The organism is Nocardioides stalactiti, assembly GCF_014180715.1.
GTDB classification, from domain to species: Bacteria; Actinomycetota; Actinomycetes; order Propionibacteriales; family Nocardioidaceae; genus Nocardioides; species Nocardioides stalactiti.
The window spans coordinates 1-20,536 of the sequence record NZ_JACEFC010000088.1 but is presented as its reverse complement, the minus strand read 5'-3'; the positions used below and the strand labels follow the sequence as shown (position 1 = coordinate 20,536).

General features: G+C 71.3%; 24 protein-coding genes and 1 pseudogene. 13 read left to right on the top strand and 12 right to left on the bottom strand.

What is annotated here, in order from left to right; translation table 11 throughout:
• Nucleotides 1-280 precede the first annotated feature (280 nt).
• The 5 genes from H0487_RS16285 (at nucleotide 281) to H0487_RS16270 (ending at nucleotide 5,570) form a co-directional block, all read left to right on the top strand.
• Nucleotides 281-703: a hypothetical protein gene (locus H0487_RS16285; protein ID WP_183095283.1), complete on the top strand. Its 423-nt coding sequence runs from the start codon at nucleotides 281-283 to the stop codon at nucleotides 701-703.
• Between the two features lie 83 nt (nucleotides 704-786).
• Nucleotides 787-921 carry a hypothetical protein gene (locus tag H0487_RS23965; protein ID WP_281370717.1) on the top strand — a complete coding sequence of 45 codons (135 nt, stop codon included), beginning with the start codon at nucleotides 787-789 and terminating at the stop codon, nucleotides 919-921.
• On the top strand, nucleotides 918-2,060 hold the full coding sequence (locus H0487_RS16280; RefSeq protein WP_183095282.1) for a N(5)-(carboxyethyl)ornithine synthase: 1,143 nt from the start codon (nucleotides 918-920) through the stop codon (nucleotides 2,058-2,060). Before H0487_RS23965 ends, H0487_RS16280 begins: the two co-directional genes overlap by 4 nt.
• Nucleotides 2,061-2,302: 242 nt before the next feature.
• Nucleotides 2,303-3,865 carry a hypothetical protein gene (locus H0487_RS16275; RefSeq protein WP_183095281.1) on the top strand — a complete coding sequence of 521 codons (1,563 nt, stop codon included), beginning with the start codon at nucleotides 2,303-2,305 and terminating at the stop codon, nucleotides 3,863-3,865.
• Nucleotides 3,866-3,878: 13 nt separating this feature from the next.
• Nucleotides 3,879-5,570, top strand: coding sequence for an isopeptide-forming domain-containing fimbrial protein (locus H0487_RS16270; protein WP_183095280.1), 1,692 nt, complete (start codon nucleotides 3,879-3,881; stop codon nucleotides 5,568-5,570).
• 80 nt (nucleotides 5,571-5,650) lie between these two features.
• Here the strand turns inward: H0487_RS16270 and H0487_RS16265 are convergent, their stop codons facing one another.
• From H0487_RS16265 to H0487_RS16255, 4 genes are all read right to left on the bottom strand, one after another.
• The gene (locus tag H0487_RS16265) at nucleotides 5,651-6,358 is read right to left on the bottom strand and encodes an HNH endonuclease family protein (RefSeq protein WP_183095279.1); all 708 of its coding nucleotides are present in this window, start codon (nucleotides 6,356-6,358) and stop codon (nucleotides 5,651-5,653) included.
• A gap of 49 nt (nucleotides 6,359-6,407) precedes the next feature.
• On the bottom strand, nucleotides 6,408-6,578 hold the full coding sequence (locus H0487_RS23960) for a PIN domain-containing protein (RefSeq protein ID WP_376766690.1): 171 nt from the start codon (nucleotides 6,576-6,578) through the stop codon (nucleotides 6,408-6,410).
• 48 nt (nucleotides 6,579-6,626) lie between these two features.
• Nucleotides 6,627-6,866, bottom strand: a complete 240-nt coding sequence (locus tag H0487_RS16260) for a type II toxin-antitoxin system Phd/YefM family antitoxin (protein ID WP_183095278.1) — start codon at nucleotides 6,864-6,866, stop codon at nucleotides 6,627-6,629.
• A 184-nt stretch (nucleotides 6,867-7,050) separates the two neighbouring features.
• The gene (locus H0487_RS16255; RefSeq protein WP_183095277.1) at nucleotides 7,051-8,829 is read right to left on the bottom strand and encodes a hydrolase/aminopeptidase; all 1,779 of its coding nucleotides are present in this window, start codon (nucleotides 8,827-8,829) and stop codon (nucleotides 7,051-7,053) included.
• 102 nt (nucleotides 8,830-8,931) lie between these two features.
• Between H0487_RS16255 and H0487_RS16250 the strand changes: the two genes are divergently transcribed.
• Both H0487_RS16250 and H0487_RS16245 read left to right on the top strand, forming a co-directional pair.
• Nucleotides 8,932-9,441 (top strand): hypothetical protein, encoded by a 510-nt coding sequence (locus H0487_RS16250; RefSeq protein WP_183095276.1) that lies wholly within the window; start codon nucleotides 8,932-8,934, stop codon nucleotides 9,439-9,441.
• 171 nt (nucleotides 9,442-9,612) lie between these two features.
• Nucleotides 9,613-10,020 carry an META domain-containing protein gene (locus H0487_RS16245; protein WP_183095275.1) on the top strand — a complete coding sequence of 136 codons (408 nt, stop codon included), beginning with the start codon at nucleotides 9,613-9,615 and terminating at the stop codon, nucleotides 10,018-10,020.
• On the opposite strand, the gene H0487_RS16240 is transcribed toward H0487_RS16245, so the two are convergent.
• On the bottom strand, nucleotides 10,007-10,639 hold the full coding sequence (locus H0487_RS16240; protein ID WP_183095274.1) for a GNAT family N-acetyltransferase: 633 nt from the start codon (nucleotides 10,637-10,639) through the stop codon (nucleotides 10,007-10,009). The two genes, H0487_RS16245 and H0487_RS16240, sit on opposite strands and share 14 nt — an antisense overlap.
• Nucleotides 10,640-10,786: 147 nt before the next feature.
• Here H0487_RS16240 and H0487_RS16235 point away from each other — a divergent pair, with 147 nt between their 5' ends.
• The gene (locus H0487_RS16235; protein WP_183095273.1) at nucleotides 10,787-13,258 is read left to right on the top strand and encodes a putative Ig domain-containing protein; all 2,472 of its coding nucleotides are present in this window, start codon (nucleotides 10,787-10,789) and stop codon (nucleotides 13,256-13,258) included.
• 16 nt (nucleotides 13,259-13,274) lie between these two features.
• Here the strand turns inward: H0487_RS16235 and H0487_RS16230 are convergent, their stop codons facing one another.
• A complete protein-coding gene (locus tag H0487_RS16230) occupies nucleotides 13,275-13,703 on the bottom strand; it encodes a hypothetical protein (RefSeq protein ID WP_183095272.1) in 429 nt (142 codons plus the stop codon).
• Between the two features lie 92 nt (nucleotides 13,704-13,795).
• On the opposite strand from H0487_RS16230, the gene H0487_RS16225 reads away from it, so the two are divergent.
• Complete coding sequence (locus H0487_RS16225) at nucleotides 13,796-14,290, top strand: Uma2 family endonuclease (protein WP_183095271.1); 495 nt, start codon at nucleotides 13,796-13,798, stop codon at nucleotides 14,288-14,290.
• Between the two features lie 17 nt (nucleotides 14,291-14,307).
• Here the strand turns inward: H0487_RS16225 and H0487_RS16220 are convergent, their stop codons facing one another.
• Together H0487_RS16220 and H0487_RS16215 are read right to left on the bottom strand one after the other, a co-directional pair.
• Nucleotides 14,308-14,820: a hypothetical protein gene (locus tag H0487_RS16220; protein ID WP_183095270.1), complete on the bottom strand. Its 513-nt coding sequence runs from the start codon at nucleotides 14,818-14,820 to the stop codon at nucleotides 14,308-14,310.
• Nucleotides 14,821-14,875: 55 nt separating this feature from the next.
• Nucleotides 14,876-15,304, bottom strand: a complete 429-nt coding sequence (locus H0487_RS16215; protein WP_183095269.1) for a (deoxy)nucleoside triphosphate pyrophosphohydrolase — start codon at nucleotides 15,302-15,304, stop codon at nucleotides 14,876-14,878.
• Nucleotides 15,305-15,327: 23 nt separating this feature from the next.
• Between H0487_RS16215 and H0487_RS16210 the strand changes: the two genes are divergently transcribed.
• Nucleotides 15,328-16,224 carry a haloalkane dehalogenase gene (locus tag H0487_RS16210; RefSeq protein ID WP_183095268.1) on the top strand — a complete coding sequence of 299 codons (897 nt, stop codon included), beginning with the start codon at nucleotides 15,328-15,330 and terminating at the stop codon, nucleotides 16,222-16,224.
• A 24-nt stretch (nucleotides 16,225-16,248) separates the two neighbouring features.
• A complete protein-coding gene (gene ppnP / locus H0487_RS16205) occupies nucleotides 16,249-16,557 on the top strand; it encodes a pyrimidine/purine nucleoside phosphorylase (RefSeq protein WP_183095267.1) in 309 nt (102 codons plus the stop codon).
• Here the strand turns inward: ppnP and H0487_RS16200 are convergent.
• From H0487_RS16200 to H0487_RS16190, 3 genes are all read right to left on the bottom strand, one after another.
• On the bottom strand, nucleotides 16,548-17,000 hold the full coding sequence (locus H0487_RS16200; protein ID WP_183095266.1) for a hypothetical protein: 453 nt from the start codon (nucleotides 16,998-17,000) through the stop codon (nucleotides 16,548-16,550). The two genes, ppnP and H0487_RS16200, sit on opposite strands and share 10 nt — an antisense overlap.
• A gap of 71 nt (nucleotides 17,001-17,071) precedes the next feature.
• Nucleotides 17,072-17,692: a hypothetical protein gene (locus H0487_RS16195; RefSeq protein WP_183095265.1), complete on the bottom strand. Its 621-nt coding sequence runs from the start codon at nucleotides 17,690-17,692 to the stop codon at nucleotides 17,072-17,074.
• 27 nt (nucleotides 17,693-17,719) lie between these two features.
• Nucleotides 17,720-18,109, bottom strand: coding sequence for a DUF2237 family protein (locus H0487_RS16190; RefSeq protein ID WP_183095264.1), 390 nt, complete (start codon nucleotides 18,107-18,109; stop codon nucleotides 17,720-17,722).
• A gap of 69 nt (nucleotides 18,110-18,178) precedes the next feature.
• On the opposite strand from H0487_RS16190, the gene H0487_RS16185 reads away from it, so the two are divergent.
• Nucleotides 18,179-18,724 (top strand): hemerythrin domain-containing protein, encoded by a 546-nt coding sequence (locus tag H0487_RS16185; protein WP_183095263.1) that lies wholly within the window; start codon nucleotides 18,179-18,181, stop codon nucleotides 18,722-18,724.
• Nucleotides 18,725-18,734: 10 nt separating this feature from the next.
• Here H0487_RS16185 and H0487_RS16180 read toward each other — a convergent pair whose 3' ends face one another.
• Entirely contained in the window at nucleotides 18,735-20,015 is a 1,281-nt protein-coding gene (locus H0487_RS16180; protein WP_312855981.1) for an MFS transporter, read from the bottom strand.
• 89 nt (nucleotides 20,016-20,104) lie between these two features.
• On the opposite strand from H0487_RS16180, the pseudogene H0487_RS16175 reads away from it, so the two are divergent.
• Nucleotides 20,105-20,536: pseudogene (locus H0487_RS16175) on the top strand (hypothetical protein); the annotation flags it as partial.

Genomic DNA, 20,536 nt, shown 5'->3' with positions numbered 1-20,536 from the left:
GGCCGCGTCGACCGTGAGGACGGCCGGCACCGCGGCGGCTCCCGCCGACACCGGAGGGGGTGCCTGCGCCGCCGTCGGCGTCGTACCGAGGAGGGGAGTGAGGAGCAGCGACGCGGCAGCGGCTGCGGTCAGCACGGCGGAGCGGGTGTGGAACACGTTCCACTCAACGAGGGTGGCGAGGGCGGGTCACTCCGGGCGACCTGTGGAGGGCCGGAGCGGCCGTCGGCGATCGCGGCTAGCGTCGTTGGCAATCGAACAGTAAAGAGCGCAGACTGGGAGGGTGATCGACTTGTCGCTCGACACCTGGATCTCGCTGGTGGTGCTCGTCAGCGCCCTCAGTGGGTTCTACGTCGCGCTGCGGCGGGAGATACGAACGGAGATCGGTGCTGTCCGCGCGGAGATGGGTGACCTCCGCACCGAGCTGCGGTCGGAGATCGGAGACGCGCGGGCCGAGCTCAAGTCGGAGGTCGGAGGCTTGCGGGCTGAGCTCAAGTCGGAGGTCGGAGGCTTGCGGGCTGAGCTCAAGTCGGAGATCGGAGGCTTGCGGGCTGAGCTCAAGTCGGAGATCGGAGGCTTGCGGGCTGAGCTCAAGTCCGAGATCCGGGCAGAGAGCGCGCGGCTGGAGTCCTTGATCCTCCGCGTGGACGACCGCGTCTTCGACCTCGCGCAGCGCATGCAGCCGGTGCCCGACGACCGTTCGTGAGCCGTGGCCCGGCGCTGGACGCTCGTCACAGGCGTAGTGTCACAGGACGGGGCCACTCAGGCTTCCTCTCAGAGAGCACCCACATGAGCGACAAGTCGCCACGCCAGAACATGTCCAAGAAGGCCGGGAAGTCCATCAAGGAGAAGCGCGCCGACAAGCGTGCGAAGGGTTCGGCGGAGCAGACGCTCTCCGAGCAGATCCACCCGAAGAAGAAGTGACGCTGCTGACGCTCGGCGTGGTCGGGTCGTCAGCGAAGGAGAACGAGCACCGGCTGCCGCTCCACCCCGAGCACCTGCCGCTGCTGGACCCCGACCTGCGGGCGCAGATCACGCTCGAGCACGGGTACGCCGCCCGGTTCGGCATCAGCGACGGAGCCCTCGCCGAGCACGTGGCGGGCTTCGCCACCCGCGAGGAGATCCTCGCCCGGTCCGAGGTCGTCCTGCTGCCCAAGCCGCAGCTCGCCGACGTCGCTGCCCTCGGGCGCGGCCAGGTCTTGTGGGGCTGGCCGCACTGCGTGCAGGACACCGAGCTGACGCAGCTCGCCATCGACCGCGAGCTCACCCTGATCGCCTTCGAGGCGATGAACCACTGGACCCGCGACGGTGCGGTGGGGCTGCACGTGTTCCACAAGAACAACGAGCTCGCCGGCTACTGCTCGGTGCTGCACGCCCTCGAGCTGGCCGGCCTCACCGGCGACTACGGGCGGCGGTTGAGCGCGGTGGTGATCGGGTTCGGCGCGACCGCGCGTGGTGCCGTCACCGCGCTCAACGCGCACGGGATCCACCAGGTCGCGGTGCTGACCAACCGCGGGGTGGCCGCCGTCGGGGCGCCGATCCACTCGGTGCGGATCCGGCAGTTCGAGCACGACCCCGACGAGGGCAAGCCGAGCCACGTCATCACCGAGCGGGGCCGCGAGCCGCTCCCGGCGTACCTCGCCGAGAACGACATCGTCGTCAACTGCACCCTGCAGGACACCGCCCAGCCTCTCGTCTATCTCCAGGACGACGAGCTCGGCGCGTTCCGGCCGGGCAGCCTCATCGTCGACGTGTCCTGCGACCTCGGCATGGGCTTCAGCTGGGCCCGCCCGACGACCTTCGAGGAGCCGGCGTTCGTCGTGGGGGACAACGTCCTCTACTACGCCGTCGACCACAGCCCGTCGTACCTGTGGAGCTCGGCGACCTGGGAGAACAGCCACGCCCTGATGCCGTTCATCCGCACGGTCCTCGAGGGCGCCGGGTCGTGGGACGCCGACGAGACCATCAGCCGAGCCATCGAGATCCGCGGCGGTCGCGTCGTCAACCCGGCGATCCTCGCGTTCCAGGGACGGGAGCCCGAGCCGCCGTACCGCGTCGGGTGACGGACGTCATCTCGGGCGGGGGCAGATTAGTTCGATTGGAGGATTACGACAGGGGGTGAAGGGGCGCAGGCTCTTCACCAAGCTGGAGTGTCGGCAACCCTGTTGGCTCCTGGATCGGCGCCCAGTCTCGGATTCTCGGAGGTGTCGTCATGCAGCGGATCGTCGCGCCCATCCCGCCCGCACAGGCCCGGCAGACCAAAGGCTGGCGGCGGTTCCGGAACGGTCGAAGGTCGAGGCTGGCGATGGCCGCCGCCGCGGTCGTCGGCGCCACCGGTCTCGTACCGCTGACGGCATCGCCGGCCGAGGCGCTCTCGGTCGACGTCCGCGTGACCATCGCGCAGGTCGACGCCCTCGACTCGTTCGAGGAGCCCGGTGACGCCGACTTCTACGGCGTCGTCACCATCGACGGCACCACCCGGACCTCCGACCAGTGCCAGTTCGAGGACGACGACAACATCACGCCCGGGTGGGAGTTCAAGAAGGAGGGCATCGACCTCAGCGAGGGCTCGGTGACGGTGTCCATCGAGATCTGGGACGACGACGACCCGTGCGACGAGCCGTTCTCGTTCCGCGGCGACGACGACCAAGGGGACATCACCCCGAACGGCGACCGCACCCTGACCTTCGACGTCGCCCTCGCGCCGTGCGCGATCTCGGGGGGCATCAGCGGCAACTGCATGACCAACATCCAGTCCGCCGGTACGTCGGACGACGACAACGCGAGCATCGTCTTCCAGGTCTCCGTCGCCGAGCCGCCGTCAGCGCCGGGCCAGAACATCCGGTGCCTGCACGACCCGCTCTGGCCGGACCCGGGCGAGACGGTCGACATCAGGGTCGAGTACCTCGACGGCAACCTCCAGCCCGACGTCAAGATCGCCGACCGGATCCAGGTCTTCACGGGCAACAACCTGGCCACCCCCGCCGGTGAGGTGCTCGGCGACGAGGAGTTCACGTTCACCACACCACCCGTCAGCGGGCCGTCGTTCAGCTATGCGTGCCGGCTCGTCGACGACGGCAGTCCCATCTGGACCGGGTGGCGCACGGTCAACGTCGGCCCACCGCCCGTCACCGGCGGCGCCGTACCGGTGATGCTCACCGGCCCCATGCGCAGCCGCATCGACGTCGTGCTGATCCCTGACCGCGACGACTACCCGAACGGTCCGGGCAGCCAGGCCTTCCAGGACGACATGGCCGAGCTCGTCGACCAGGCCTACTTCGCCCAGGGCGACAACACGGCTGACGCGTCGATCCTGCTGACCAACCAGGACACCTTCAACTTCTGGCTCGCCGGCGCGTCCGGTGATGCTCGCGGCGTCGTCGACGACAAGTGCGAGAAGGACCCACCCGCCAGCTGGGACAGCCTCCACTCGTTCGCCGACGTGGGCGCGATCATCCACATCGCGTCGTTCCGTGACTGCGCGAGCGGCAACACCTTCTCGGCCGAGCAGAACGACTTCCGGGTCTTCCGCCACGAGCAGGGGCACCGCCCGTTCGGTCTCGCCGACGAGTACTGCTTCAAGCGGCCCGGTTCCAACTCGATGCTCTGCGACGGCGGCTACTTCCAGGCCGACCCGCACCCGAACATCTACGAGGACGGCGACGCCTGCGAGGCGGACCTCGCCAACCTCGGGCGCGCGGGTGGCAGCTGTCAGCAGTGGACCGAGGACGGCGGCGGAGAGGACGACTGGGAGACCTCCGAGCCGGTCAACGGCGACCTGATGGTCAACAACACGACGCCACAGGCAGCCGACATCAGACGGATCGACTGGATGCTCAACACCCAGTGCGCTTCCGGGAACTGTTGAGAGGAGCGGAGCGATGAACACCACGAACCTGAAGCGCTTCGCCGTCATCGGCGGTGCCGCGGCCCTCGTCGGGCTCAGCATCCACGCCGCCGACGCCGACCACAACGCCGACCCGGCGGCCCACCCGCCGCCGGTGATCGACTACAACCTCGACGAGAAGGCCCTCGTCGTGAAGCTGCGGATGACCGGCGACAGCACGGCGGTCATGCAGGACGCCGAGGTGATCTACGGGCAGGCCCGGACCACCGCAGGCAACCCGCCGCTGCTCGACATCAAGGTCATCACCGACAAGGGCGTCCAGGCCCAGCACTTCGACGAGTGGGATCCCCGCTGGGTCGAGCTGGAGGGTACGACGCCCGGGCAGATGTCGACGAGGATCGCGCCCGCCGCGACGGCGTCGATCATCTTCCCGTTCGAGCCGGACCTGCGGGACTTCCGGGTCACCAACCAGGACGCCGGTGTCTTCGTCGGCAGCTATGACCTGGCCCCGGCGGTCCTCGAGTTCTGCACCGAGAACCCGGACGACCCGGACTGCGCCACCGACGTGGGGATCGCCAAGAGCGACGACCCCGACCCGGCGGTCGCGGGGGAGAGCGTCACCTACACGCTCACCGTCACCAACCACGGGCCGAACCCGGCCCAGGCCATGAGGGTCACCGACACCCTCCCGGCGGGTCTGACGTTCGCCTCGGCGAGCCCGGGCTGCAGCGCGGCGGGCCAGCAGGTGACCTGCGACCTCAGCGCCCTCCCGGCGGGTCAGTCGCGGCAGGTGTCGATCACCGCGGACATCGCAGCCGACCTGGTCTACAACGCCGGCGCCCCGGTGACGGTCGACAACCAGGCCTCGGTGGCGATCACGGCCGGCAGCGACACCAACGCCGCCAACGACCAGGACACGGAGTCGACCCTCGTCGTCGCCGTGGCCGACGTCGCCATCGACGGGGTGAGCGCCAACGGTCCGCTCGAGGTGCTGATCGGCCAGCCGGCCGACTTCACCGCCCTGGTCGAGGTCTCCAACGCGGGTCCGTCGTCGCCGATCGACGCCGTCCTGTCCCGCTCGGCGTCGACGTCGTCCGGTCTGACGGTCACCCCGTCCGACCGCACGATGGCGGTCGACGCGCTGGCGATCGGCAGTCCTCGCACGGTCGGTGACGACTACCGGTTGACCTGCACCACCCCCGGGGTCAAGACGGTGACGTTGTCCTACGAGCTCACGCTCAAGAACGACGAGGACACCGACCCGGACCTCAGCGACAACACCGCGTCGGCGTCGTACGACATCGACTGCGTGGTGCCGATCGCGATCAACATCCGGCCGCAGGGCTTCCCGAACTCCATCAACCTCAACACCGACGCGACCCTGGCGGCGCTGACGACCGAGGCGGGGGAGTACGGGCTGCCGCTGGACTTCGACGCATCGACGATCAAGATCGGCACGGTCCGGTTCGGCGTCCGGACGCTCCTCTTCGACGTCGGTACCACCGGCGGGGCGGCGGAGCAGCACGGACGCCTCCACCTGGAGCGGTCCTACGAGCTCGACGAGCGGACGCGTGACGCCGACAAGGACGGCGTCCTGCACTTCAAGCCGCCGGGCAGTGGGCTCGCGAAGGGTGTGACCGAGGGGTGCCTCAAGGGCAAGTACGACGCCGGTGGCGGCGTGACGTACACGTTCTTCGGCTGCGACTCGGTGCGGATCGTCCCTTAGCAGCGCCGTTGGGGAACCGTGGGCGCGGGACTGCACGCCAGTCCCGCGCCCACTGGGCTGTGCCTGGCCGGGCGGACGGGTCAGCAGTAGCCGAGCATGTCGCGCAGGGCGTCGACCTCGCTGGCGTCGACCTCGAGGTCGTAGCGGTGCTTGACCCGGATCCAGCGCCGGGCGTACGCGCACTGGTAGCTCTTGCGCGGCCGCCAGGCGGCCGGGTCGTCGTCGCTCTTGCTCGCGTTGGTCGGGCCGTCGACGGCGAGCAGCTCGGTGAGGTCGTTGGCGAAGGTACGGCGCTCGTCGTCGGTCCAGCCGTCCGCGCCCGACACCCACGCCTCGGCGAGCGGGACGACGTGGTCGATCTGGATCGCCTGGGCCTGGCCGAGGTCCTTGAGGTCGTCGAAGACCAGGGTCGTGCCTGTGTAGGGGTCGATCCAGGTCCCGGCGAGGACGTCGTGGTCGCACGCGCCCTGCTCGGCCACGGTCGTCGTACCGTCGACCGCGTCGCGGAGAAGGACGTCGTCGCGCTGGTTGCACCCGTTGCCGTCGGTGTCGACCCAGTCCGACCCGAACGCGTCGCGGTCGTAGTCGTCGGGCTGGCGACGGTCGGTGACGCGCAGGTCGGCGAGGAGCTGGGCGGGCTTCGCCGGCGGGTCCGCTTCGGTGCTCGCGTCCGTGGGGGCTGGCGCGGCCGGGTCGTTCGTCGGGTCGTTCGTCGGGTCGCTCGACGGGTCGGTCCCCGCGCAGGCCGAGGTCAGGAGCGCCAGCAGGAGGAGGACGGGCAGGCGCACCCGAGGATCCTGCCGCGCCGCAGGCCGCTCTCGCTCCCGAATGCCGCGATCAGGCCGAGGGCGAGCGCGGGTCGAGCAGGTGGGGAACCGACCGAGCGAAGTCGCGCGTGTTCCGGGTGACGAGGTCGAGCTCGTGGACGATTGCGGTGGCGGCGATGTAGGCGTCCTCCGCCGGCATCGGATCAGGTACGTGCAGTGCGCCCGCCCGGCGAGCGATCACGCTGTCGACGTCGCAGGTCGCTCAGCACGTTGGTGTCGAGAAGGAATCTCACAACTGGTCAGCCCGTTCGCTCACTCGTCGCTCGTCCAGCGGAAGTTCGCCGGCGGGCAACGCAGCCAGACGGTCGGCCATCCGGCCGGCGCGCTCCACCAGCCTCTGGTAGTCGGCGATCGACATCAGCACGTGGGCCGGTTGGCCGTGGTCGGTGATGGTCACGGGGCCCGACACCGCAGCGCGCTTGGCGGCGCTGACGTCCCTGTTGAACTCTCGGCTGCTCATGACGGTCATGGCGGTCACCTCTGTAGGTACTGTGCCTACAGGGTACGCCGGGCGGAGCGCCGCGACGTTCGTCGTACCTCGGACGCGGCTCATGGGTCGACTCTCCGACGTCCGCCTCGACTTCGCACCTGATCGTCCACAGGCACGGACGGGTGCGCCGTCCACGGGGTGGCGGGTGAAGGTGTGAGAGCGCTCAGCCCACGATCTTGTCGATCGCCATCTGTGCGACCGGGTGGTACGACGCCCGCGCGTCGGCGTAGATCTCGCGGGCGCGGTCGAGGCCGGTCGGGGTCGCGGCGAGCTTGAGGTAGACCTTCTTGATGTAGAGCGCGCGGCCGTGGCGGGTGAGGAAGTCGGCCATCGCGGTGTCGACGGCGGGGCGCTCGAAGAGGTAGCCGGCATCGATCACCTTCTCCAGCCAGGCGGTCGCGATCTCGATGTTGCCGCTCCCGCTGAACCCGAAGAACGCATCGGCCTCGTCGAAACGGTCGTAGGGGAGGTCGTCGGGGAGGGCGCGGACGAAGTGCCAGCGCTGCTGGCTCACCCAGTCGGCGGCGTCCAGGTCGGCGGCGGGCCGACCGGCGAGGAACGCCGCGACCTCGGCGTCGACCCGGTCGAACGCGTCGGACGCGAAGTGCGGCTCGTTGCTCGGGACGCCCGGACCGCGGACCCAGGCCTCGACCTGGAGGTCCTCGTCGGTGATCCCGAGCGGCGTCAGCAGGGCCTCGCGCAGGTGGGCGAGGAACGTCTCGGTGTCCATCGACTCGAACGCGAACCGGTCGAAGTAGTCGCGCAGGAACGCGTCGAACCGCTCGCGGCCGACGGCCGCCTCGATCGTCCGGAGGAAGAGCGAGCCCTTCTCGTAGGGGATCTTCGACGGGCCCTCGTCGGGGTCGCTGAGGTCGAGCTCGAGCCAGGTGTCGCGCGGCTCCTCGATCGCCAGCCACTGCTCGAGCTCCTGGCGGCCGAGCCGCAGCAGCATCGCCGTGAAGTCGGCGCCGTACAGCTCCTCGTCGATGCGGGTCTCGAAGTAGACGGTGAAGCCCTCGTTGAGCCAGATGTCGTTCCACGTCGAGTTCGTGACCAGGTTGCCGGACCACGAGTGCGCGAGCTCGTGGGCGACGACGGTCACCAGCGAGCGGTCGCCGGCGAGGAGGGTCGGCGTCGCGAAGGTGAGCCGCGGGTTCTCCATGCCGCCGTACGGGAAGCTCGGCGGCAGCACCAGCAGGTCGTAGCGCCCCCACCGGTAGGGGCCGTAGAGCCGCTCGGCCGCCTCCATCATCTTCTCCGTGTCGGCGAACTCCCACGCGGCCGCGTCGACCACCGTCGGCTCGGCATAGACGCCCGCGCGCTCGCCGAGCTCGCGGAACTCCAGATCGCCGACGGCGAGCGCGACGAGGTACGCCGGCACGGGGGTCGGCATCTCGAAGCGATAGACGCCGTCGGCGTTGCGCGCGGTCGGGTTCGTGGCGCTCATCAGGGCGAGCAGGTCCGCAGGGACCCGCACCTCGGCGTCGTACGTCGCCCGCACGCCGGGGCTGTCCTGGCACGGGATCCAGCTGCGGCCGAGGATCGGCTGGTTCTGGGTGAAGAGGAACCGCTTGCCCGACGCCGTCTGCTGCGGCTCCAACCACTGCAGGGCCCGGGCGTCGTCGGTCGTCGCGTAGTGGACGACGACGCGGTCGGCCCCGTCGGTCGTGATGGCGAGGCGCTGGCCGAAGACCGGGTCGTGGTCGGCGAGCTCGTAGGGGAGGGCCGTCCCGTCCGGCGTGGTCACCGCGCGGACGTCGAGCCGCCAGGTGTCGAGCACGACCTCACGCGCGTCCGGGTCGCGTCGGTCGAGCGTGAGCGTCGCCGCCCCCGCCAGCTGCCGCGCCTCGAAGTCCACCGTCAGGTCGAGCGAGAGGTGGCTGACCGCGATCTCGTTCGGGCGGGCGTAGGAGTGCGGGTCAGCGGCGAACGAGCGGGGCATGGCGTCACGGTAGTCGGGGTGCGGTGGCGTCCGGGCCGCAGGCCCGCGGAGATTTCTTCGGTCGTGGCGTAAGGACGGCGGGGTTTCTCACGTCAGTGGGGCATGACGACATCTGAGGTCCCGGACGCGCCGTTCGGGGACGGTCCGCCGGTCTTCGCGCTCGCGGGCGCCGTCGCGCTGACCGAGCGCCCGCTGCAGCCGGACGAGGTCTGGATCGGCGACGTCGACGGGGAGGCGCACGCGATCCTGACGACGTCGCACAGCCTCTCGATCCGGCTGATGAGCGAGGTCGAGCGGCTCCTCCACCACATGATCAGCGCGATCGAGGTCTGCTGCGGCACGGATGCCTTCGTCGCCCTGCTGGGCGTCACCGACGCGCGCCTCGACGACGTCTTCGAGGAGCTGGCGTGGCTGTTCCTCGCGCCGCCCCCGCAGGCGAACGTCGCCGTCGACGTCGGCGGCACCCCCGTCCGCTGCCTCGCCCTGTCGTACGGCGGCGTCACCTTCGCCGCGCCCACCAATGCCCGCCGCTGGCCGTTCCTCGTGGCCCGCCCGACCGGCGAGGACCCCACCCGGCCCTGGCCGCGCGTGGAGCGCTTCAGGCGTGGGTGACCCGCGGACCGTTGCGACTTCCGGCAATTTTCGCGTTTCGCCGTAAGGAAGCGGGGCGTTCTCACGTCTATCGGGTGACGCGCTGTCCAGGCGCCGACTAGAAGGAGTGGTGGAGTGGGACTTCGAGCCGACAAGAGGAGGAACCGAGCGGCGCGACGAGGGGCGCTTCTCGTGCTGGGAGTGTGGCTCTCTGCCACCTCGGGATGCACCCAGGCGGACCACGGCGTCGAAGCCGACCCCGTGGTGACGGGGGAGTGGATCCCGGTCGAAGTGGACGGTTACGACTTCGAGGCGGGTTTCGAGCCGACCACCGCGGAGCTCGGCCTCGCCGACGACGGGACCTGGACGGCGAGCGACGGGTGCCATCCGCTGAGCGGGACCTATCGGATCGTCGAGGACCAGCTGACGATCGAGCAGGAAGTCCCTGAAGGGTTCGTCATGGGCACGGGGTGCGCCCGTGGCGAGATCCCTTACGCGCAGATCCTGCCGCGCGTGACCGAGGTGCAGCAGGACGACCCCGACGAGATGCTGCTCCTCGACGAGGACGAGGACGTCGTCCTCCGCCTCAGGCGGTCGTGAACAGGGCGCCGCGTTCGTGGCGCCCGACGTGCCGCCGCTCATGGGGGATCCGCACCATGGGGCGGAGAGCGGCGGCACCGTCGGGGGTCGGGATCTCGGCGGTGACGCTGAAGCCGAGGCGTTGGTAGAACGGCACGTTCTTGGCGTTGGTGGACGTCAGCGCGCAGGGGACGCCGTCGCGGTCGACGGTGGCGAGGCCGATCTTGGCGACGGCGACGCCGAGGCCGGCGCTCTGGGCGGCGCCGCGGACCCCGATGTACTGCAGGCTCCAGTGCGGCTCCTCGAGCACGTGACCGCGCGCCGCCATGATCACGGCGAGGGCCTCGCCGGCGCGCTCCTCGCCGGCGTACGTCGCGAGGATGCCCTGGGCAGTGGCGACGTCGTCCGGTCCGATGAGGGACAGGTCCGGCGGGACCCAGGCGACCGCCGCCTCGTCGCAGAGGTAGGTGTGGCCGCGCTCGAAGCAGAGCCCGGCGATCAGGCCGAGCCAGTCCGTCGCGAAGCCGCCGTAGGTGTCGTCCTCCGGCGCGATCCAGCGGAAGAACGGGTCGGCGGAGAAGGCCTCGACCCAGGTCTCGACCACCGCAGGGAGGTCGTGCCTGAGTGCGTGCCGCAGCATGTCGTCAGTGTGGCGCTGCGACCGCCCGGGCCGCAGCCGCTCGCGAAGAATTGGGACCCCCGCCAGGGACCAAAGATCCTGATTCCCCGGTGCGGGACGCCCCTGCGCTGTTAGAAACGAGACTCAGTCCAGCTCTGGGGGAGTCCCGTGCGTCCACGTCTGGTGCGCGCCTGCGCGGCCGCAGCCGTCACCTCGTCCGTCCTCGCGTTCTCGACCGCCGTCACCGGCACCGCCACCGCCGACCCGGATCCCGACCCCGGCAGCCGTACGAAGGCAGCAGCCCCGACGGCCTGCGCCGGCGTCGACCCCCTTCCCGCGCGACGGGCGGCGCGGCTCGCCCACGACGACTCGTTCCACCTCGACGCGTGCGGCAAGGGCTACTACGTCGAGGAGGCTGCGACCGCCCGCCAGCGGGCCGCGGCGCGGCCGGCGGCGGGGCGGCTGTTCCCCAACAGCCAGACGTTCCTGCTCGAGTCGCGCGCCGGGTCGCAGCGCACCCTCTACCTCGACTTCAACGGCGCCACCCTCACCGGCACCGCGTGGAACGACGCCGTCGAGATCGACCCGATCGTCCAGCCGGCGTACTCCATCGACGGCGACCCCAGCACCTTCTCCGCCGCCGAGCACGCCGAGATCCAACGGACCTGGCAGATCGTGGCCGAGGACTTCGCGCCGTTCGACGTCAACGTCACGACCAAGAACCCCGGCGCCGCCGCGATCGACCGCACCGACGAGAGCGACCTCGCGTTCGGCACGACGGCCGTGATCACCGACGGCGGCCCGGTCTGGGACCACTGCGACAACGCCTGCTCGGGCATCGCCTACCTCGACGTGTTCGCGACCACCTTCCGGCACGCCTACTACCAGCCGGCGCTCGCCTTCACCGACGGCATGACGCCGTACGCCGTGGACATGGGGACCACGATCTCCCACGAGGTCGGCCACAACCTCGGTCTCGACCACGACGGCTACAACGTGCCGGGCGGCGGCCACCAGGACTACTACCAGGGCGTGGATCCGTGGGGCGCACTCATGGGCAGCCCCAACAGCCAGGCCGTCACCCAGTGGTCGAGCGGGGAGTACCCCGGCGCCGACAACAAGCAGGACGACTTCGAGATCATCGCGCGGTCCGCACCCCGGGCCCCCGACGAGCACGGCAACAACGTGCCCACCGCGACGCCGCTGGTGCCGGGCCCGCCGGTCAAGGGCATCATCGGCACCCGCCGCGACGTCGACGCGTTCAGCTTCACCGGGTCCGGCCCGACCACCGTCACCGTGGCGCCGAGCGTGTACGCCAACCTCGACGTCCAGCTGGTCGTCAAGAACGCCGGTGGCACCACCGTCGCGACCGTCAACCCGCCCGTCGCCAGGGTCGCGACCGAGCGTGCGAGCGGCCTGGGCGCGGTCTGGACGATGGACCTCGGTGCCGGCGGGACCTATCGCCTCTACGTCGACGGCATCGGCTCCGGCGCTCCGTCCACGGCGGGCAAGTACAGCGACTACGACTCGTTGGGCGCCTACACGATCGACCTCGAGACGACCCCCGCGCCGCTGGCCGTCAAGGTCGGCGCAGCGACGGAGGGCGTCGTCAACCGCGCCTACGCCGCCACCCCCGTCGTCCCCTCCCACGGCACCGCGCCGTACAGGTTCAGCGCGACGAACCTGCCCGCCGGTCTCACCATCAGCCCGACCACCGGCCGGATCACCGGCCGCCCGACCACGGTCGGCACCAAGGCGGTCGCCGTCACGGTCACCGACGCGACCGGCGCTCTCCTCACCCGCACCGTGTCGATCCCCGTCCTCAGCGCCACCAGCCTGACCACGACCTCGGTCGCGCTCCCGCGGCTCACCGTCGGCACCAGCGTGTCCGTGACGCCGTTCACCGCGGTGGGCGGCACCGCGCCGTACACCTACAGCGCCACCGGCCTCCCCGCCGGACTCGTCATCAACGCCGGCACCGGCCGGATCACCGGCATCCCGACCACCGGCGCGACGTACGCCTGGACGATCACGATCGCCGACAGCGCCGGCACCACCCGCACCCGCAAGGGCACCGTCGGCGTCGCCGCGGCTGTCCCGGTGGTCGCGATCTTCGGCGCCGGCGCCCCGGTCGGACGGATCGGTGAGCCGTACGCCGCCGCTGCGCCGGTCCGCGGCATCGAGGGCGTGCAGCCCTACACCTACAGCGCGACGGGCCTCCCGGCCGGCCTCAGCATCAGCCCGACCACCGGTGCGATCAGCGGCACGCCGACCACCCAGCAGGCCAGCAACGTGACCATCAAGGTGACGGACGCGAAGGGCGCCAGCGACTCCCTCGGCGTCGTGATCGACGTGCAGGCCGAGCTGTTCGTCATCTACTACCGCCACTTCGTGGTCGGCAAGGTCGGCCAGGCCTACAGCGACCGGCCCGTCTACGGCAGCGGCGGCGAGCCGCCGTACGTCTACACCGCGACGGCGACGACCACCCCGGCCCTGCCAGCAGGCCTGTCGATCAACGCCGCGACCGGCTTCGTGACCGGGACCCCGACCGAGGCCGGGACGTTCAAGCCGCGGATCACGGTGACCGACCAGTCGGGCACCTACATCTTCGTCACGGTGACGCTGACGATCGACCCGTAGGCCGGGTCGGAACCGGTCAGAACTCCTGCTCGGCGAGCGAGCCCATCTCGGGCGGCTCGTCGGTGCCGTCGACGCACACCCAGTCGGTCTGGTCGTCGTGCTCGTTGTAGCCCTTGACGCAGACGCCATCGTCGCCGGTCTCGACCTCGCCCGCCGGGACGACCTGGATCGTGATCCCGGGAAGCGCCTGGAACGTGGTGTCGCCGACCACGACGGGGCCGGTGTCGCGGTCGATGACCATCGCGACGCCCTCCTGGCCCTCGTTGAGGAGGGTCCACTGGAGGTCGGCCATCAGCAGCACGTCGTGATACATCGCGCGCCGGCGGTCCTCGTACTGGTTGAGCGCGAACGTCCCGCCGACGATGCCGGCGATCGCCACGACGGTCACCAGCCAGATCAGCAGGATCTTCCCCCAGCGGCGTCGCTTCGCCGTCTCTCGGACCACGCGCCGCATCCTACGAGGGGATCACGAACCTCATCCACAGTCCCACGCCCGCGAGGTGGCGGCGCCCCGGACCGCGGGGGGAGGGTCGCGCCATGACGGAATGGGGCATCTCGACGGCGGTCACCGTGCCGCGCCGGCCGCTCGTGGTCCCGCTGCGCCCGATCCTGCGCCACCACCTGGTCCACTCGCGGCTGATGGGGCTGCTGCTCGCCGCCTGTCCGGACGGCCTGGAGGTCCTCAGTGCGCCGGCCGACGTGGTGCTCGCCGACGACACGGTCCTCCAGCCCGACCTGCTGGTGCTGCTCGCGGCCGACCTGAGCCGCCACCGACTCGCGAGCCCGCCCCTGCTGGCGGTCGACGTGACGTCGCTCCGGGCGCCGCCGCTGGACCTCCGGGTCCGGCGAGCCCGCTACCAGGAGGCCGGCGTGCCGTCGTACTGGGTCGTCGACCCGGAGGCGCTGCGGCTCCGGGCCTGGGCGCTGCGCGGGAGGTCGTACGACGAGGTGGCCGATGTCGCGGCCGGTCAGGAGTGGCGCTCCGACCTGCCGTTCCCCGTCACCGTCCGGCCCGCCGACCTCGGGGAGTGAGGTGCGGAGGGCGAGGCTCAGACCCGCGCGGTCCCGCCGAGGTGGGCGGGGGCGATCGACGGCCCCCGGAAGAACTGGGCGGCCGCGAGCAGCATCGCGTGCTCGTGGGTGAGCTCGAGCCCGGTGACGTCCTCGGCCATCACCAGGCCGACGGAGAAGCCGTCGGGGGAGGCGTCGTCGGACCCGCCGTGGCGGGCGCACCCGAAGCGCAGCGGCGCCTGGGGGTTGCTGCGGACCACGGCGGCGGCGTTGCCGCCGCGCGCCATCACCTCGAGCGCGGTGACCGCCGGGTCGCCGTAGCCGGTGTGCTCGACGCCGATCACGCCGCCGTCGATCTCGACGAGCGCCCACGCCGAGTAGTCGGTGTCGTCCTTCTCGTCCCACGGGTGGGCGACGGGCTCGTGCAGGTCGACGTCGAGCGCGCGGGCGACGCAGTCGCGGGTGGCGCCGGCGACCACGAGCAGCGTCAGCGACTCGGGGTCACCGAAGGCATCGACGAGGTCGTCGTAGTAGTCGGCGGAAGCAGCCACGTCTGGGACTGTAGAACCGATCCCACCGGTCCGTCACCCGATCGGGGAAGACTCCTCACCCGGTCGGGGAGAGGGCTGCGCGGAGGGCGCCGATCGCCTGGAGGTCCGAGGGCAGCCAGTCGACGCTGTCGAGCTCGTCGTCGGCCCCGCCCACGGCGAGCCGACGGAGCTCGTCGTGGTCGGCACTGCTGTGGAGCACGCCCTCGGTGACGACCGCGAAGTAGAGGCGCAGCACGTACTTCTCCGAGATCGGCCAGCCACCGGACGGACCGACGAGCTCGGCCCCGACCGTGATCGCGACCCCGAGCTCCTCGCGCACCTCCCGCGCCAGCGCGCCTTCCGGGGTCTCGCCCGGCTCGACCTTGCCGCCGGGGAACTCCCACTTCCCGGCGAGCTCGGCCGGCGTCGTACGACGGGCGGCCACCACCGACGACGCAGCGTCGAGGGAGTCGACGAGGATCGCGCCGACGACGGTCTGGGGCACGACCGCGACGCTACGCTGCCGGGATGCAGGTTCTCCGGACGCCCGCCGAGCGGTTCGCGTCGCTCGCCGACTATCCCTTCGACCCGCACTACGTCGAGGTGGCGGCGTCGGACACCGAGCCGGTCCGGATGCACTACCTCGACGAGGGTCCGCGCGACGGCCGGCCGGTGGTGCTGCTGCACGGCGAGCCGAGCTGGAGCTATCTCTACCGCACGATGATCCCGCCGCTGGTCGAGGCCGGCTACCGCGTGCTGGCTCCCGACCTGATCGGGTTCGGCAAGTCCGACAAGCCGGCGAAGGTCGAGGACTACACCTACCTGCGGCACGTCGAGTGGACCACCGCATGGATCGAGGCGCTCGATCTCACCGACATCACCGTCTTCGTGCAGGACTGGGGATCGCTGATCGGCCTGCGGATCGCCGCCGAGCAGGAGCACCGCTTCAGCCGGGTCATGGTCGGCAACGGGTTCCTCCCGACCGCGGAGCGCGGCGTGCCGGCGGCGTTCAAGATCTGGCGGGCGTTCGCGCGGTGGACGCCGGTGTTCCCGACCGGACGGATCCTGCAGGCGGGGACCGTGACCAAGCTCAACAAGGCGACGGTCCAGGCGTACGACGCGCCGTACCCGTCGGCCAAGTACCAGGCCGGTGCCCGCGCCTTCCCCGGCCTGGTCCCCACCGACCCCGACGACGTGGCGGTGCCGGCCAACCGGGCGGCCTGGGAGGTGCTGGGTCGCTGGGAGAAGCCGTTCCTCTGCGTGTACGGCGCCAACGACCCGATCCTCGGCAAGGCCGACAAGCCGCTCATCGCCCACGTCCCGGGCGCCCAGGGCCAGCCGCACGACCGGATCCGGGGTGGCCACTTCGTCCAGGAGGACGCCGGTCCGGAGCTCGCCCGTCGGATCATCGCGTGGGAGGCCTGAGCGCCGCCACTAGGCTCACCGCCCGTGACCTACGAGAACGTGACCCTCGACCCGCAGGCCAACATCTACTTCGACGGGAAGTGCGTCAGCCACACGTTCCTCCTCGCCGACGGCACGAAGAAGTCCGCGGGCGTGATCTTCCCCGCGACGCTCACCTTCGGCACGGCCGCGCCCGAGGTCATGGAGCTCAACGCCGGCAGCTGCCGGATCCGCCTCGCGGGCGCCGACGAGTGGACGTCGTACGGTGCGGGTGAGTCGTTCTCGGTGCCGGGCGACTCCTCGTTCGACATCGAGGTCACCGAGACGCTCGGCTACGTCTGCCACTACGGCTGAGGCGCAGCCCTCGCACGTAGCCGGCGGCGGACGAACGCGAACGGGATGAAGAGCATCGGCACCCCGAGCACCAGCAGCGTGACCGGCAGGGTCAGCGACCTGCTGTAGAGCTCGTCGCCGCGCAGCGTCGCCTCGATCGTCTCCCCGACCTCGTGGTCGCCCGACCCCTGGATCGGGCCGGTGTGCTCGACGCCGTCCTCGGTCCACCGGGCCATGCAGTACTGCGCCGTCGACTTGTAGTTGTGCTCGAGCTCGCAGCCGATCACCTCGGCCTCGACGACCTCACCGCGCTGCCGCTGGACCAGCAGCCAGACCGCGGCGCCCACGAGCACGAACGGCACGACGACGATGAACACGACGAGGGCGTTGACGACGACCCGCATCGTCATCGTCTCCTTCGCGCGCGGCTCGTGCGGGTGCTCCGGAGGCGGCTCGTCGGTCACCGGCCCATCGTGGCGGGTCCGACGTCACCGGGTCCAGGGTCAGGTCCAGAGCCGGGCCGGGGAGGTGGGCGTCAGCCGCAGTTGTCGCAGACGCCCGTGGCGGGCAGCGCCATGAAGCAGCGCGGACAGACGTTGATCACCGGCTCCGGCTTGCGCGGGCGGGCGGGGGCCTTCGGGGTGGAGGTGCGGACCCGGGCCGGCTTCGGCGGGACCACCGGGGCGACCGGCACCGGCGGCGGGGGAGGCGGCTCCCAGCCCGGCGGCTCCGGCGCCTCGATGCCGAGCAGGGCGAGGACCTCGCGGGCCGCGTCGGTGGGACGGTGCTTGGGGATGGTCACGATGTCGTGCGGCGACGCACCGCCCTCGAGGAACGCCTGGGCGTCGGGCCGCATCGCGGGCGGGAGGCGGCGGTGCCGCCAGCGTGCCGCCGCGGTGCCGCGCTGGGTGATCGTCACCAGGTCGGGGCGCGACCAGGCGACGAGCGTCCAGTCGTTCTCGCGGCTGATCGCCCAGACCCCGACCGTCGCGTCGCCCGCCTCGGTCGCGGCGCGCAACGCGATCCGCTCCGGGTTGAGGAAGCGGCCCTGGACGAGCAGGACGTCCGGCAACGGGCGGCTCACCGTGAAGCCCTCCGCCTTGAGGGTGTGCGTCGGGTCGGCGAGGGGGTCGGGTGCTGAGTCGGGCGCGTCCATTGCTCCTCGGACGCTACCCGAAGTGCGTCAGATGAGCGTCCCGGGGTCGTCGGGCACGTCGACGGAGCTCTTCCGCAGCGCCTCGATCGGGATGACCTCCAGCGCCCGCTCGTTGGTCGACGCGAGCACGACCGGCGCGGCGACCCCGTCGCCGTACGCCTGGAGCCAGCGGAGCGCCACCACGCACCACCGGTCACCCGGCTTGAGGCCCGGGAAGGACCACTCCGGCCGCGGTGTCGAGAGGTCGTTGCCGACCGCCTTCTGGTGGGCGAGGAACTCCTCGGTCATCACCGCGCAGACCGCGTGCAGGCCCTGGTCCTCGGGCCCGCACGAGCAGTCGCCGTCGCGGTAGAAGCCGGTCACCGGGTCGGTCCCGCAGGGCTCGAGCTCGCCGCCGAGGACGTTACGTTCGCTCACGGGTCCGAGCCTGCCAGACCGCGGCGGGCCGCGGGGATGACCCGGCGGACTTGCGGGTACCACGTCGCCATGGACAACGCGATCGACCTCGGTCGTCCCACGTCGGGCGACGTCATCGACCTCATCACTGCCGACCACCGGCTCTTCGAGCGGCTGCTGGCGCAGCTGCGGGACGCGACCCAGGACCGCGACGCCGTACGCCGCGCGTTCGCGGACGTGCTCATCGCCCACGGCGAGGCGGAGGAGGAGCTGGTCTATCCCGTCCTGCGCAAGCAGGCCGAGGACATCGGGCAGCACGAGGTGGAGCACGGGCGCGAGGAGCACGCCGAGGGCAACGAGGCGCTGCTCGCCGTGCTCGAGCTCAAGGGCACCGACACCCAGGCCTTCGACGACGCGGTCGAGGAGCTGAGCAACCTCGTCGCCCACCACCTCGCCGAGGAGGAGCTCACCATCCTCAGCCCGGCGCGCGAGGAGGTCGGGCCGCGGGTCCGGGCCGAGCTGGGCGAGAAGTGGGCCGCGCGACGCAACGCGCTCGTCGACGAGCACGTCGGTGCCGTCGAGAACGTACGACGGATCGTGGCGAAGGCGCGCCGCGAGGAGCTCATCGAATCCTGAGCCGTCGGCCTCAGAGCACCATCGTCGAGCCGCTCTCGACGGCGTCGCGTCCGATGGTCTGGCGCACGATCCGCCGGTAGCGCCAGATCTGGAGGGCGCCGACCCCCCAGAGCACGAACTGCACGCCCATGGCGACCCGCCAGGCGCTGTCGGGGTAGTCCGACGACGACCCGGGCGTCATCAGGTCGAGCACCGCGCCGACCGAGAACACGGCCACCACGGCGGCGAAGAAGCCGGCGACGTTGATGATCCCGGTGGCGCTGGCGAGCCGCGCCGGTGGGTTGGACGTCCGGGCCACGTCGAACCCGATCATCGACGCCGGACCGCCGCAGCCGACGGCGACGATCATCAGGACCAGCGCCCACAGGGGTGCGTCCCCCGGCCACGCGAGGACCAGCGCCCAGGTCGCGGCCATCGCGACGATCGTCGCCAGGGCGACGGTGGAGCGGTGCCAGGGGTGGTTGCCGACCAACCAGCCCAGGACGGGGCCGGCGAGGACGACGATCACGATGATGAGGCTGAGCAGCGCTCCCGCCGTGGTCTCCGAGACTCCCTCGCTGACGACGAGGAACGGGAACCCCCAGAGCAGGACCAGCACGTGCGCGCTGAACGGCGTCGCGAAGTGCACCCAGAACCCCAGGCGGGTGCCGGGCTGCGACCACGACGCGCGCAGGCTCCCGACCAGCTGGAGGCGCGACATCGGGTGCCCCCGCTCGTGCCTGCGCGCGGGGGAGTCGTGGACGACGAGCAGGAGCGCCGCGAGGAGGACCGGTCCGATCGCCGCGGCGACGAGGTACGACGTCGTCCAGCCGAGCTCGGTGAGCGCCCAGGTCATCGGGACGGCGGCGGCGATCGCCCCGATCTGGCCCGAGCTGCCCGTGAGCTGGGTGATGAGCGGGATCCGGCGCTGGTCGAACCAGGTGCTCACCAGGCGCAGGACGCAGATGAACGTCATCGCGTCCCCCATTCCGACGAGGGCGCGCGCCGCCAGCGCGGCGGGGTAGGACTCGGCCAGCGCGAACCCGGCCTGGCCGAGGCTGACCGTGATGACGCTCGCGGTCAGCACGGTGCGTGGTCCGAGCCGGTCGATCAGCAGCCCGACGGGGATCTGCATCGCGGCGTACACGAGGAGCTGGAGCATCGTGAACGTCCCGAGCTGGCTGGCGGTCAGGTCGAACCGCTCGGTCGCCGCGAGGCCGGCCACGGCGAGGCTGGTCCGGTGGAAGACCGCGACCACGTAGATCGCCAGGGCGACGCCCCACACGAGCCAGACGCGTCGAGGGGTGGTCACAACGGGACGCTACCCGGTCGAGTGGGGCTAGGAGTGCCTGACCTGAACGTGCCATGGTCCGGGACCGCTCCCGGTGCCACCATCGCCTCATGGCGCTCTTCGACGTCGCCGCCGACTCCTACGCCCGGCTGATGGGGCGGTTCGTGGAGCAGCTCGCCGACCGCTTCGACGAACCGCCGGTGATCCTGGACGCCGGGCCCGATCCCGTCGCGGTGGTCCGTGAGGTGGCGCGCGCCAAGGGCCCCGGCGGTCGGGTGACGGCCTGCGCGTGGGACCACGCCGGCGGGTGCGCGCCGTCGTCGGGATTCTGGGACGTCGTCTGGCGCTACGACCCGGCCGTCGACGGGGAGGGCGAGCCGCCGGGGTCGGCCGCGGGCGACCTGACGCGGATCCTCACCGAGGCGGGACTGCGCGAGGTCGAGGAGACGCGGCTGACGGTGGAGCTGGTGTGCGCCACCTTCGCTGAGTGGTGGCACCCCTACACCCTCGGGGTCGGCCCGGCAGGCGCCTACGTGGCGCGT

Coding starts and splice junctions, on each gene's coding strand:
- H0487_RS16195 (WP_183095265.1), bottom strand. CDS start 17,692: ATGGACGCGCCCGACTCAGCACCCGACCCCCTCGCCGACCCGACGCAC.
- H0487_RS16275 (WP_183095281.1), top strand. CDS start 2,303: ATGGCCGCCGCCGCGGTCGTCGGCGCCACCGGTCTCGTACCGCTGACG.
- H0487_RS16255 (WP_183095277.1), bottom strand. CDS start 8,829: ATGCCCCGCTCGTTCGCCGCTGACCCGCACTCCTACGCCCGCCCGAAC.
- H0487_RS16185 (WP_183095263.1), top strand. CDS start 18,179: ATGGACAACGCGATCGACCTCGGTCGTCCCACGTCGGGCGACGTCATC.
- H0487_RS16250 (WP_183095276.1), top strand. CDS start 8,932: ATGACGACATCTGAGGTCCCGGACGCGCCGTTCGGGGACGGTCCGCCG.
- H0487_RS16260 (WP_183095278.1), bottom strand. CDS start 6,866: ATGACCGTCATGAGCAGCCGAGAGTTCAACAGGGACGTCAGCGCCGCC.
- H0487_RS16210 (WP_183095268.1), top strand. CDS start 15,328: ATGCAGGTTCTCCGGACGCCCGCCGAGCGGTTCGCGTCGCTCGCCGAC.
- H0487_RS16270 (WP_183095280.1), top strand. CDS start 3,879: ATGAACACCACGAACCTGAAGCGCTTCGCCGTCATCGGCGGTGCCGCG.
- H0487_RS16240 (WP_183095274.1), bottom strand. CDS start 10,639: ATGCTGCGGCACGCACTCAGGCACGACCTCCCTGCGGTGGTCGAGACC.
- H0487_RS23965 (WP_281370717.1), top strand. CDS start 787: ATGAGCGACAAGTCGCCACGCCAGAACATGTCCAAGAAGGCCGGGAAG.
- H0487_RS16225 (WP_183095271.1), top strand. CDS start 13,796: ATGACGGAATGGGGCATCTCGACGGCGGTCACCGTGCCGCGCCGGCCG.